12 protein-coding genes are annotated in these 12,637 nt (G+C 64.5%); 5 read left to right on the forward strand and 7 right to left on the reverse strand.

Going from position 1 to position 12,637, the window contains the following annotated elements:
- Nucleotides 1-25 precede the first annotated feature (25 nt).
- Complete coding sequence (locus ACIGJC_RS27070) at nucleotides 26-2,008, reverse strand: putative bifunctional diguanylate cyclase/phosphodiesterase (RefSeq protein WP_483712553.1); 1,983 nt, start codon at nucleotides 2,006-2,008, stop codon at nucleotides 26-28.
- Nucleotides 2,009-2,118: 110 nt separating this feature from the next.
- A complete protein-coding gene (locus tag ACIGJC_RS27075) occupies nucleotides 2,119-3,819 on the reverse strand; it encodes a methyl-accepting chemotaxis protein (RefSeq protein WP_483712554.1) in 1,701 nt (566 codons plus the stop codon).
- A 531-nt stretch (nucleotides 3,820-4,350) separates the two neighbouring features.
- Between ACIGJC_RS27075 and ACIGJC_RS27080 the strand changes: the two genes are divergently transcribed.
- Nucleotides 4,351-4,659, forward strand: coding sequence for an H-NS histone family protein (locus tag ACIGJC_RS27080; RefSeq protein ID WP_483712555.1), 309 nt, complete (start codon nucleotides 4,351-4,353; stop codon nucleotides 4,657-4,659).
- Nucleotides 4,660-4,767: 108 nt separating this feature from the next.
- On the opposite strand, the gene galE is transcribed toward ACIGJC_RS27080, so the two are convergent.
- Both galE and ACIGJC_RS27090 read right to left on the reverse strand, forming a co-directional pair.
- Nucleotides 4,768-5,787 (reverse strand): UDP-glucose 4-epimerase GalE, encoded by a 1,020-nt coding sequence (gene galE, locus ACIGJC_RS27085; RefSeq protein WP_483712556.1) that lies wholly within the window; start codon nucleotides 5,785-5,787, stop codon nucleotides 4,768-4,770.
- Nucleotides 5,788-5,932: 145 nt separating this feature from the next.
- Nucleotides 5,933-6,955, reverse strand: coding sequence for a tyrosine-type recombinase/integrase (locus ACIGJC_RS27090; RefSeq protein ID WP_483712558.1), 1,023 nt, complete (start codon nucleotides 6,953-6,955; stop codon nucleotides 5,933-5,935).
- A gap of 199 nt (nucleotides 6,956-7,154) precedes the next feature.
- Here ACIGJC_RS27090 and ACIGJC_RS27095 point away from each other — a divergent pair, with 199 nt between their 5' ends.
- Complete coding sequence (locus tag ACIGJC_RS27095; RefSeq protein WP_483712559.1) at nucleotides 7,155-7,589, forward strand: nuclear transport factor 2 family protein; 435 nt, start codon at nucleotides 7,155-7,157, stop codon at nucleotides 7,587-7,589.
- Nucleotides 7,590-7,626: 37 nt separating this feature from the next.
- On the forward strand, nucleotides 7,627-8,625 hold the full coding sequence (locus tag ACIGJC_RS27100; protein WP_483712561.1) for an NAD(P)H-dependent flavin oxidoreductase: 999 nt from the start codon (nucleotides 7,627-7,629) through the stop codon (nucleotides 8,623-8,625).
- Nucleotides 8,626-8,653: 28 nt separating this feature from the next.
- On the opposite strand, the gene ACIGJC_RS27105 is transcribed toward ACIGJC_RS27100, so the two are convergent.
- Complete coding sequence (locus ACIGJC_RS27105; protein ID WP_483712562.1) at nucleotides 8,654-9,244, reverse strand: PadR family transcriptional regulator; 591 nt, start codon at nucleotides 9,242-9,244, stop codon at nucleotides 8,654-8,656.
- Nucleotides 9,245-9,560: 316 nt separating this feature from the next.
- Between ACIGJC_RS27105 and ACIGJC_RS27110 the strand changes: the two genes are divergently transcribed.
- Nucleotides 9,561-9,785, forward strand: coding sequence for a hypothetical protein (locus ACIGJC_RS27110; RefSeq protein ID WP_483712564.1), 225 nt, complete (start codon nucleotides 9,561-9,563; stop codon nucleotides 9,783-9,785).
- 139 nt (nucleotides 9,786-9,924) lie between these two features.
- On the opposite strand, the gene ACIGJC_RS27115 is transcribed toward ACIGJC_RS27110, so the two are convergent.
- A complete protein-coding gene (locus ACIGJC_RS27115; RefSeq protein WP_483712565.1) occupies nucleotides 9,925-10,410 on the reverse strand; it encodes a SixA phosphatase family protein in 486 nt (161 codons plus the stop codon).
- Between the two features lie 181 nt (nucleotides 10,411-10,591).
- Between ACIGJC_RS27115 and ACIGJC_RS27120 the strand changes: the two genes are divergently transcribed.
- A complete protein-coding gene (locus ACIGJC_RS27120; RefSeq protein ID WP_483712567.1) occupies nucleotides 10,592-11,248 on the forward strand; it encodes a dienelactone hydrolase family protein in 657 nt (218 codons plus the stop codon).
- Between the two features lie 39 nt (nucleotides 11,249-11,287).
- On the opposite strand, the gene ACIGJC_RS27125 is transcribed toward ACIGJC_RS27120, so the two are convergent.
- Nucleotides 11,288-12,352 (reverse strand): LysR family transcriptional regulator, encoded by a 1,065-nt coding sequence (locus ACIGJC_RS27125; protein ID WP_483712569.1) that lies wholly within the window; start codon nucleotides 12,350-12,352, stop codon nucleotides 11,288-11,290.
- Between the last annotated feature and the right edge of the window lie 285 nt (nucleotides 12,353-12,637).

Below are 12,637 nucleotides of genomic sequence, written 5' to 3' on the forward strand. Positions count from 1 at the left end.
CAGACGGCCAGTGCGGCGCAGCGTCTCAGCGCACCGCCTGCACTTCCCTGGCGGAGGCCTTTTGCTCGAGCGCTTCGGCGAACCGCGCCGCGTCCAGCGGCAGGGACAGCAGGAACCCCTGCACTTCATCGCAGCCCATCGCGTTGAGGATCTCGAGCTGCGACAGCGATTCGACGCCTTCGGCCACCACCTTCATGCGCAGCTCGTGGGCAAGCGCCACCATGGAGCCGACAATGGCCTGGCCCTGCGCGTCGGCATCGAGGCCGCCGATCAGCGTCCGGTCGATCTTCAGCGTGCCCACGCGCAGCCGCTTCAGGTAGCCGAGACTGGAATAGCCGCTGCCGAAGTCGTCGAGCGCCACCTGGATGCCGAGCGATTGCAGTTCGGCCAGCGTTTCGAGCGACTTGCCGATGTCCTTCATGGCCGCGGTCTCGGTGATTTCGAGCGTGATGGCCGAGGGCGGGATGTCGTGCTGGTGAATCTGCTCGAGCAGGTATTGCGGGAAATTGCGGCTGGCAAAGCGCAACCCCGATACGTTGATGGCCACCGGCACCAGCGGGAGCCCGGCGTCCTGCCACTGACGCACATGGCGGCACACGCTCGAGATGACCCAGTCGTCGAGCTTGTCGATCTGGCTTGACTGCTCGGCCACCGCAATGAACTCGGCCGGACTGACCTGGCCGAGTGCCGGGTGGCGCCAGCGGCAAAGCGCCTCGGCACCGACCAGCAGGCGCCGCCGCGCGTCGAACTTCGGCTGGAACTGCAGCGACAGCGCGTCGTCCTGGATCGCGGTCCAGAGATCGCGCCGGATCACGCGCGTGCGGCGGGCGCGCTCGCCGGCCGCGCTGTTGAACAGGCGCACCTGGTTGGAGCCGCTTTCGCGGGCCTCGGTCAGGCTCACGCGGGCCGCCTGCATCAGGGACTCGGACGTCTGCGCATCGCGCGGATAGACGGCGATGCCGATGTTCACGCCGATCTGCATCTGCAGGCCGCGCGCGGCCACGAATTCGGCCAGCGACCCAAGGACGCGCGACCCCAGTTCCTGGGCGCGGCCATGGTGGACCATTTCAGGCACGCCCACCGCGAATTCGTCGCGTGCCAGCCTGGCCAGGAAATCGTGGGGCTCCAGCGCGGCCTGTGCGAGCGCGCCGGCGTCCTGCGCCAGGATGTCGTCGGCACGCACTTCGAAGACTTCGTCGACTTCGCGAAAGTCCGCGACGTGGATCAGCAGGACGGCACAGTTGCCTTCGGACAGGCGCGCCTGCGCGACAGCCTGGTCCAGCCAGCGGCCGAAGGCGATGCGGTCCGGCATGGCGGTGGCCACGCTGTACTCGGCCACGGTGCCCTGGCCCCGTGCGCCGGGGCGGACGACGAGCCGTCCAGGTATGCGGCCGCTGCGCCGGATCTGCCGCGACTCGGCCACGCGCAGCGCGCTCGGGGCGTCGTCCGACAGGTCATCGGCAAGGCCGGCGCCATGGTGCCTGGGGCCGGCCATCCAGCCGCGCGACTGCGCCTGATGGAACGCGAACATCAACACGCACAGCGCGGTCAGCCCACCTGCCAGCCAGGCCGGATGCGGCAATCCCGCGGCATCGATGCAGGCGCGCGCGGTCATGGAACCCGTGCCGCAGACTCTCCCAAGCCGCGTGCCGGCTACGGCCACCAGCCCCGCACCAGCCAGCGCCGAGGCAATCGCCGCGCCGCGCCAGAGCCGGACGCCTTGCTTGAGCCAGCCGAACAGCATCTTGCCTGCCGACGTCGCCACCGCCGCGACGGCGAAGGCGCCCGCCATCTGCGCCGTCTCATTGGCCGCCGGCACGCCGCCGGAGCCGACCACCACCACGAAGGGCAAACCCACCGTCAGCTGCGACAACAACGTGGCAGACCAGGACAGCGCGCGCATCGGGCCGCCGCCGTCGGCCGCTGGGCGTGCCTGGCGGCCGCCGAGAACGGCGGCCACGCCGAGCAGGGCGGCCAGCAGCAAAAGGGCGGTACTCAAGGCGATCATGCGATTGCGCTGTGATGAGAAGAATGCGCGAACGTTGGGACGATGCGGAACAAACCCGGAATCATGGCAGTTTGCGGTCGCGATGTGAACAGGGCAAGACGACAGCCATGCTAGAAAGCGCTCCAGTCATCGTCCGATCCACGCGATACGGCAACGGCAGGGGCCACCCGGGCCGGCCTTGCCAACGCGGCCGCCGCGTCTGGCCTGGCCGCGGCTGCCGGCAGTACGCGCGCGACGGGCTGCGAGACTGTACCGGTTGCGCTGCCCAGATTGAAGACCGACACCACGTTTTTCAGCTTGCGGGCCTGTTCATCCAGCGAGCCGGCCGCCGCGGCCGCTTCCTCCACCAGCGCGGCATTCTGCTGCGTGACCTGATCCATCTGGTTGACAGCCTGGTTCACCTGCTCGATGCCGCTGGTCTGCTCCTGCGAGGCGGCGCCGATCTCGTTCATGATGTCAGTGACCCGGCGCACGGCCTGCACGATCTCGCCCATGGTTTGGCCCGCCTCGGCCACCAGTCGCGTCCCGTTTTCGACGCGCTGTCCGGATTCGCTGATCAGCGCCTCGATCTCCTTGGCCGCGGACGCCGAGCGCTGCGCCAGGCTGCGCACCTCGCCGGCCACCACCGCGAAGCCGCGGCCCTGCTCCCCCGCGCGCGCCGCTTCGACCGCGGCATTGAGCGCGAGGATGTTGGTCTGGAAGGCAATGCCTTCGATCACGCTGATGATCTCGACCACCTTGCGCGAGGCGCCGTTGATCTCGTTCATGGTCTCGACCACGCGGCCCACCACATCGCCGCCCTTGAGGGCGATCTGCGAAGCCTCGCCGGCCAGCACCCCGGCCTGACGGGCATTGTCGGCATTCTGGCGCACCACCGTGGTCAGTTCCTCCATGCTTGCCGCGGTCTGCTCGAGCGACGACGCCTGCTCCTCGGTGCGCTGGGACAGGTCCAGGTTGCCGCTGGAGATCTGCTCGGTGGCCGAAGCCATGGAATCCGCGCCCACGCGTACATCGGACACGATCTTGTGCAGGCTGTCCTGCATGGCGGCCAGCGCTTGCATCATGCGGCCGACCTCATTGCGGGACACCGCGGTGATGCGCGAGGTCAGGTCGCCGCGCGCGATCCGCTCCATCACCTTCAGCGCTTCTTCCACCGGGCGGACGATGGCGCGGTTCAGCGTGACCGTGCACAAGCCCGCCAGCACTAGGCCGACGGCGATCAGCGCGACCGACAGCATGCGGGTGCGCGCGAAGCGCGTCTGCGAACCTTCGAAACTGGCCTGGCCGGTCGTCATCTGGAATTTTTGCAGGGTCTCGTGCGCCGTAGTCATGGTGCGCTGCAGTTGGGGCATGACTTTGCTGGCCAGGCGCACTGCCTCTTCCTGGTTGCCAGCCAGGGCCGCCTGCTGCAGCGGTTCGATCCCCTTTGCCATGAAGTCGGCGCGCTTGCGTTCGAGGTCGGCGGCGAGCGCCTTTTCCTGCTCGTCTTGCGGCAGGCTCATATACCGCTTCCATGCGGCGTCCCCGGCCTCGACAAACACCTTCGAGCGGTCGACGCTGATTTTCGGATCATCCAGCTCGCCCTGCATTACGCTGCGGTCGAGCGCCAGGCGCATGCGCGTCGTGGCCAGCATGGCGTCGCTGAGCGCCACCGTCGAAGCCAGCTGGTTCGAGTAGGTTTCCTTCAGCGCGTCATTGCTTTGCGAGATGCCGTGCAGCCCCGCGCCGCCCAGAAGGATCAACAGCAGTGACAGCGTGGCCATGGCGCCCTTGAGCAGGGTCTTGATCTGAATATTGTTTTCGAATGGCATGATGAACGCGACGGTAGGCAACTCACAGGACACACTCTTGGTCCTGGTACGGCGGTCCGACACCCGGCGATCCGCCCTGCCCGGATAACGGCTTGCCCATTCGGTTCTTGAGCCAGCTCAGATATTTGCAGTGCAGCATAAAAAATGTCGGATAGACGCCACATGAGCAGGCGTTCCGCGCCATCGGACACTTCAAGAAAATGGCATTTTCGCCAGTTCTTCGACGTCGTTATCGATTATGTGTTTTTGGAAATCGGCAAAGCTCTTCGTCTCAGCCCGCAAAGTGGGATCCAAAACAAATGATCGATTTGACTGGTTCCGGAGCCCCAACCGGCAACCGGCCATTCGCCCGCTCGATACCGAGCGCCGGTAACCGCGGGCTGACCAGGTGCGATCACAAAAGTTCAGGGCAATATCGCTAGAGAATCTTCCTAATTTTGCCGTTCAATCGGCATGAAAGATTTGCAGCGACGCGTTAGCCCGATATAATGCTTTTCGACATTCCGCACCAACCCGATACACGAGGATCAAATGGCGACTTATCAGGAAATCGTTCAGAAAATCAACGAACTGCAAAAGCAGGCCGAAGAAATCAAGGCACGTGAGCAGGCTGCAGTGATTGCCGATATTCGCGAAAAAATCGACCAATATGGGTTGACGGCGGAAGATCTCGGTTTTGGCGTGAAGGCCGCGGCCGGCAAGAAGGTCGCCAACCGCAAGGTGCCGGTGCGTTATCGCGATAGCGCCGGCAACACCTGGACGGGCCGCGGCAAGCGCCCGGGTTGGTTGACCCAGGCCCTGGCAGCCGGCAAATCGGTGGACGATTTCCTGATCCGCTGATGCAATCGCAGTAGTCGCAATAAAAACGCCACGGCAATCTCCGTGGCGTTTTTGCTTGGCGCGCCATCCGCTCATCGCGGCCACGCAGAAACGGGTACGCCCAGGATCTCAGGCGTCAAAGCCGTTCGGATTGGTGGACTGCCAGCGCCACGAGTCCTCGCACATGCGGTCAAGGCCATGGCGCGCCTGCCAGCCCAGCAACTGGTGCGCCAGCGTCGGATCGGCATAGCAAGATGCAATATCGCCCGGCCGGCGCGCCACGATCTCGTGGGGCACCGGGCGCCCGCTGGCCCGCTCGTAGGCGGCCGCTACCTCGAGCACGCTGTAGCCGCGGCCCGTGCCCAGGTTGACCGTCATGCTCTGTCCGCGATCACGCAGGCAGACCAGTGCGGCCAGGTGTCCGTCCGCAAGATCGCAGACGTGGATGTAGTCGCGTACGCCGGTGCCATCCGGCGTCGGATAGTCGCCGCCGAATACCATCAGTTTTTCCCGACGGCCGCCGGCCACCTGGGCGACATAGGGCATGAGGTTATTCGGGATGCCGCGCGGGTCTTCGCCGATCAGGCCGCTTTCATGTGCCCCGACCGGGTTGAAATACCGGAGGTAGGCAATGCGCCACGTCGGATCCGATTTTTCCAGGTCGCGCAGGATTTGCTCGCCCATCAGCTTGGTCTGTCCATATGGATTGGTTGCCGAAAGCGGAAAATCCTCGAGGATCGGAACCGTATGCGGATTGCCATACACCGTCGCCGACGAGCTGAACACCAGTTGCTTTACGCCCGCGTCACGCATGGCGGCACACAAGGTCACCAGGCCGTCCAGATTGTTGCTGTAATACTCGAGCGGCTGGCTGACGGATTCACCGACCGCCTTGAGCGCCGCGAAATGGATAGCTCCGGCAATGCGATGCTCGGCGAACAGGCGATCCAGCAAGGCGCGGTCGCGGACATCGCCTTCGACAAAATTCGGGGTCTGTCCGGTAATGGTTGCGATCCGGTCCACCACCACCCGGCTGCTATTGCACAGATTATCGAGGCCGATCACCTGATAGCCGGCATTGAGCAATGCCACCCAGGTATGTGAAGCGATATAGCCAGTGGCACCGGTAAGAAGCAAAGTCTGGGACATTGGAATTCGGTAATTCATCGAAAGAAGATGGGCGAACATCGGCCATGGCATGCAGCCACGGACCGGTGCGAGAGGCGACGCTTACGCCGGAACACCGGCTATTATCGCCCACCGGCACAAAGGCAGGCGTCCCGGCAGTCCGGGTTCAGTCGTCCGAGCCGCCGCCCGGAGGCAAGCCAGCCCGGGCAATCCATGCCTCATGGGCGGCACGCAGCCTCCAGCCCGACTCGAAATCGCGCATGCCGAGCCATTGCGACACCGTGGCCGGCGATGCGCCGGCCTCGAAATGCATGGCGCCGCAGGTATTGCGCAGCGTCTGCGGCGATGCCCGTTCGCTGCGCGCCGACAGCACGCCGGCCTGGTCGAGCAGCAGCTCCACGCGTCGATACACGGAGGCGGCATGCATGGGCCGCCCGCTCGGCATGGCCGGGAACACCAGTTCGCCCAGCGTGCCCGACGCCTCGCGCAGCGAAAGCCATGCGCTCAGCGGCCGGTGGGCAAAGGCAAACAGCGGCGCTTCGTAGGTTCGGCCGCTCTCGGGCTTGGCCATGCGCAGCACCACGCGTCCAGCATGGCCGCTGTCGATGGCCCGGGTCCGCAATCCGCGCAATTCCCCCACCTTCAACCCTGCGCCCAGCAGCACCGCCACCATCGCGGCGTCGCGCGCGCGCTTCCATGCCGTGGGCGAAGCGTCGGCCCCATCCGCTGCGCTCTCGCCGGCCGGCCCGAGCACGCGCGCGATCAGCAGGTCGCGCTCGCCGGGCAGCAGGAAGGCGGTCGGATCATTCTCGCCCTCGGCCAGATGCGCGCGCACCGCCTGGCTGGCCGGGTTGTGCAGGCCTTCGTCAAGATGGGAGAGATGGTTATAGATCCGCTCGATCAGCCGGGTATATCGATAGCGATGTGACTTGTGGAGATCCTGTTCATCCAGGAATTCACCGATCTGGCCGGCCGACCACGATAGCGGCGCCAGCCCGCGTTCTGCCGACCAGCGCAGAAGTTTTCCCCACATGGCGCGATAGACCACGCTGGTGCCGTGACGGAAGCCGTTGCGCGCGAGCCAGCCATCGAAGGCGCGCTCGGGATGGCTGCGCCAGCTCGCCAGGTCGGCATCGAACAGGGCTGCCTGCGGTCCGTCCGCGCTGGGCTGGCTGCGCTGAGTGGTCACTGACTCTCCGGCAAATGGTAACGGCAATGCGCATATTGTAGACAAGGCGTCACTGGACGGGCGCCCGGCGCGGGCGTCATGCAGCCCGAGCTTGCGAGCGGGTCTTCGGCATGCTACCTTTTGCTCATTCATGCAACTGGTTGCATAGTACAAAATTGCACGATAGCTTTGACCACGAAGAACGAGGAGACCACCATCCATGAATGCCGCTGCGCTGATTCCGAATGCCCGTCCCACGCTTGCCGCCTGGCACGAGATCCTTGCCACGCATGCCTTCGAACGGCTCGGAGACATCATGGCCGACGACGTGGTGTTCCGCTCGCCGGTGGCCCACACGCCGTACCCGGGCCGCGCCGCCATCGTGCTGGTGCTGACGACCGTGAACCAGGTCTTCCAGGACTTTCGCTATCACCGCAGCTTCGTCGGTGACGACGGACACAGCGTGGTGCTCGAGTTCAGCGCCGACGTGGACGGCAAGCAGTTGAAGGGCATCGACATGATCCGCTTCGACGCCGCCGGCAAGATCGCCGAGTTCGAAGTCATGATCCGCCCGCTGAGCGGCCTGCAGGCACTTGGCGCCGCCATGGGCGCACGCCTGTCCAGCCAGAAGCAAGTACTTACCGGGGCGCTCTGAAGCCACCACCGCCCGATTCCACCGAGGAGCTTTTCGCATGTCCCTTCCCGCCCAGTTGAAGAACCGGCTTTCGCTGCCGGTCGTGTGCTCGCCACTGTTCATCATCTCCAACCCCGACCTCGTCATCGCCCAGTGCAAGGCTGGCGTGGTCGGATCGTTCCCGGCGCTCAATGCGCGGCCGGCACCGAAGCTGGAAGAGTGGCTGGACCGCATCACGACGGAACTGGCGGAACACGACGCCAGGCACCCGGACCGCCCGGCCGCGCCGTTCGCTGTCAACCAGATCGTGCACAAGTCCAACGACCGGCTCGAGCATGACCTGGAAATGTGCGTGCGCTACAAGGTGCCCATCGTGATCACGTCGCTGGGCGCGCGCACGGAAGTCAACGAGGCGGTGCATTCGTATGGCGGCATCGTCCTGCACGATGTCATCAACAACGCCTTTGCGCGCAAGGCGATCGAAAAGGGTGCCGATGGGCTTGTGGCCGTGGCGGCAGGCGCGGGCGGCCATGCCGGCACGCTGTCGCCTTTTGCGCTGCTGCATGAAATCCGCGAGTGGTTCGACGGTCCGCTGCTGTTGTCGGGCGCGATTTCGAGCGGCGACGCCATCCTGGCCGCGCAGGCCGCGGGCGCGGACCTGGCCTACATCGGCTCGGCCTTCATCGCCACGCAGGAAGCCAACGCCCAGGACGGCTACAAGCAGATGATCGTGGACAGCAGCGCGAATGACATCGTCTACTCGAACCTGTTCACCGGCGTGCATGGCAACTACCTGCGCGGCAGCATCGAGCGCGCGGGCCTGGACCCGGCGGCGCTGCCGCAATCGGATCCGTCGAAGATGAATTTCGGCTCGGCCAGCGCCAAGGCGTGGAAGGATATCTGGGGTGCCGGCCAGGGTGTGGGCGCCATCAAGCGCGTGGTGCCTGCCGCCGAACTGGTGCGCCGCTTTGCCGAAGAGTATGCGCTCGCCCGCCGCCGCCTCGGCCTGCCCGATGCCGCCGGTGCGTCGCAGGCACAGGCCGCGGACATCGCCTGACGCAGCAGGAACGGGAAAGGGAACGGGCTCAGTCCTGGCGATCGCCCGCAGGTGTCGCCAGCAGGGGCATCAGATCGTTGCCCCAGGCCACCCAGTCCTGTTCGAAACGAATGCCCCGGCGCAGCAATGCCAGGCGCAGTTGCTGCGCACGGTCCCGGCGGCCGTCGGCAAAGTCGCGGCGCTCGATGGCCTGGTAGGTTTCCAGCCGTGCCTGGTGCAGCGCGATCAGCCGGCGCATTTCATCGGCCAGGCCCAGTGGGCCGATCGCCGCGTCCGCGCGCAGCTTGACCAGGATCTCTTCGCGCTGGTCCAGGCCCGCGCCGGGCTCCAGCACCCATCGCACCAGTTCCTCGCGCCCGGCTGGCAGCACGTGGTACACCTTCTTGCGGCTTTTCTTCTCTTCGCCATTGGGCGAGGCGTTGCCGTCGGCGTCGACGCTCGGGTCGGTTTCCTCGGCGGCAATCCAGCCGTGATCGGCCATGCGTCCAAGTTCGCGATAGATCTGCTGGTGCGTGGCGTGCCAGAAATAGCCGATGGAACGATCGAACCGGCGCGCCAGGTCATAACCGGACGACGGTTTCTCGATCAGGGAAATCAACAGGGCGTGCTGTGTCGACATTCGGCTGGAAGGGTAGCCATGCTGGCGATTGAAGGCCGGAAAGCATGCGACGGCAAGCTTCTCGGGGACCGCGCTATGGTAGCGCAAGGCTTTGCGCGATAGCCGCGGGCGCCGCTCCCGGCTGATGCATCGGCGAGACGACATTTCGGGTGAACCGACAAAACCGACAATTTTGAAAACACATGCCTCTCAGAATTAAAAAATGCTGAATGGCATTTTTGGGGAGCATGGCATACATTGCAAACAATACGATCTGTCTGCGCGAGACGGGCATCGCCCCCACCCTGCTCGTGCTTTGTCACCGGAGCCAATGGAAATGAGAGGACACGATCTTGCAGAAGACCGTGACGTCGCCTGGGAGGCTGATGCCGGGCAGGACCCGGCGAGCGAAATCGCGGTGCTGCCGGCCCGCGCACCGGTCTACTACCGGTTGCCGGATACGCCGGACGGCCACCATATCAAGGAATATGCCAGCGGCCTGCGCCAGCTCGTGCGCTTTGTCGGTGTCGAGGAGCAGGTCGTCAAATACTGCCTGGGCTGAGCACGTCGGGCCAGCAAGTTCTTCTGTGGTTGTCTCCTCCAGGCCCATCTGCGGCCATGGATTGAACCCGCGAGTTTCTTTGCGGGTTTTTTTCTGCCGTTCAGCCAACTTGACTGCTCCGGCAGCGGTCAATATCGGACTATTTCCGTGGCGAGTTCAGCGAGACTTTAGCGGGAGTGATTTCGCCGACATCCTCCCACGTCTGCGTGTCGAAGCGGAACTTGGCGACCGCGCAGGTGGGCATGTTGGTGATCTCGGCCGACAGACGATGCGCAAGTTCCGTGAACTCAGGGTTGTGACCGAACAGCATCACACTGCCAACCGACTTGTCGAGTTCACGAACGACGGCCAGCAGGCTGGCGGCGCTACTGGCGTACAGCCGGTCGTCAACCATGATGTCCTTGCGCTCATAGCCGAGTTCGTCGGCCATCAGCTGCGCCGTCGTCAGCGCGCGCAGGGCCGGACTCGACACGAGCAGGTCGGGCTTTACCTTGCGGCCCGCCAGGCGCTTGCCCATCTCCGGAGCGTCGTGCCTGCCACGGTCCTCCAGGGGTCGCTCACGGTCGGGCAAGGACGGGTCATCGTGACTTGCCTTGGCATGCCGCACCAGAAACAGAGTCTTCATAGTCCCTCCTGATCCATCGGGATCGTTATGGGGTGTTTGTCGGGGTGTTTGTCGATGGCGCGCCTCGGCAGACCGGCACTTGGACGCTGGCCTCGCCACCACGCCCGCCCTATAGTGGACTGGGATGGGGCCGATTGCAACGCGATGCACCGCAAGGCGCCATCTGCTGGAGGGCAGCGGCATGCGAGACAGTTCAGATACCACCGAGGTGGTGATCCCAGCCGGCGGCGTGGCCCTGCAAGGCATCCTCACATTGCTGCCGGGCGCCGGCGCATTGGTCTTGTTTGCGCACGGTACGGGCAGTTCCCGGCTTAGCCCGCGCAATCGCCGTGTGGCCGCCGAACTCAATCGCTGCGGCATTGGAACGCTGCTGATGGACTTGCTGCTGCCGGAGGAAGACCAGGTGCAGTCCATCCGCTTCGACGTCGACCTTCTGGCTTCGCGGCTGGCACAGGCGACCAGCTGGGTGGCACGGCAGCCAGGCACGCCGCCACGGCTGGGCTATTTCGGCGCCAGCATTGGTGCGGCCGCATCGATGCGTGCGGCAAGCCGGTCGCAAATCCCGATCGGCGCCATCGTCTCGCGCGGCGGCAGGGTCGATCTGGCGGGCCCCGACGCGCTTACACAGCTGGCTGCGCCGACCATGCTGATCATCGGCGGGCTCGATGTCAGTGTCCTGGAACGGAATGAGTCGGCCTTTGCCCAGCTGACCTGCCAGAAGAAACTGGTGATCGTGCCCGGCGCCTCCCATTTGTTCCAGGAGCCCGGCGCGCTGGAATCGGTCGCTCGTCTGGCGGCGCAGTGGTTTGAGCGTTATCTGGGGAAGGCCTTGCCTTGACTGGCGCCTGCGGATTCCTTTCGCAACACGCGGAAAGAGTCAGTTCGGATACTTACTTCCTGACACCGCACCCATGGCCCCCGTACCATGCGTAGCGCGTCCGCCTGCAGCAGTTTCCCGCCTGGCAATCGCTAAAAGCCGTTGCACGAGATCGGGAACAGGCTCCGCGACATGCACGGCGCCAAGGGGGGCGAGCCCGGCTGGCATTGCCACCTGCAACTGGCACACACGCCCGCCAGCCAGCATGCCTGTCGATATGCTTCGCGGTATCAACGCAACGGATCCCGGCAACTGCAGGAAAGTTTCTAGGACCGGCAGCGATACGGTTGCAAGCGGTAGTAACTTGGCGTCGGGCAGTGCGTCAAGCACGACGCTATCAAACATCTCCCGCAGATGAACACTGGCCACGGGCAATACCCAGTTCGCCCCCCGAAGCGCCTGGATGGGAAGCGCGTCCCGCTTGCACAGTGGGTGCGAAGACGAAGCGACAATCATGGCTTCATCGTCCAGGACCGGCTCGAAGTGCAACACATTGGGTAATCGCCGCGGCATCCTGCAGAACACGACGTCCAGGCCGCCCGCACTTAGCAATGACATCAGGCGCACGCCGAAGTCTTCTTGAAGTTCGAGACGGACTTCCGGGTACGCCTGATGGAAAGTGCTCAGCACTGACGCCGTCAACGCATAGGAAGCAGCGGGAATGGACCCGATGCGCAGTGACCTGGTATCACCCTGCTGGCTCGCAGCCAGAAACTCCGCAGATTGCTGAAGCCGTACCATGACTTCACGCGCATGAGAAATCATGCCTCGTCCGCATGCCGTCGGCCGTATTCCACGCGCGTGGCGCTCGAACAGCTTCATGCCGACCAACAGTTCGAGCTGGGCGAGCGACTGAGTTGCGGCCGACTGGCTCATGCAAGCTTCCTTTGCCGCGCGCGCGATGCAGCCGCAATCGTCGACCATGACCAATAGTTGCAGCTGACGCAACCGACCCTGCTTGATCAGCCGCCCAAAGAGGGTTTTTGCGAGCAGGGGCGCTGCGGCCCCCGAAAGTACAGACGCTCCGCCGTCAACCGGAACGGACTGATCTGTCGAGCTCTTCACGGAAAAGCGCTCGCTGTGCCGTCAGGCTTGCCAAGGGAGGGGACCGCAAACAGCAGGACCATACGCCAGGCTCCATCTACCACAAGCGATACCAGCAACAGTCTCTGTAGCCGCGATGCCATTGAGCGAGCTAGCATGGCATGCCCGAACTGCTTGAGCCATTACAGTTCCAGTATGCGATACCAGTTGCAATGATCCATCTCAATCTTGCACACATTCAGTCGGAGATAGTGCGCGCGACATGCGTTCGCGCCGCTCGGAACAATCAGCGGCCGCAGGTATGCG

The organism is Cupriavidus sp. C3SS-1 (genome assembly GCF_057073755.1).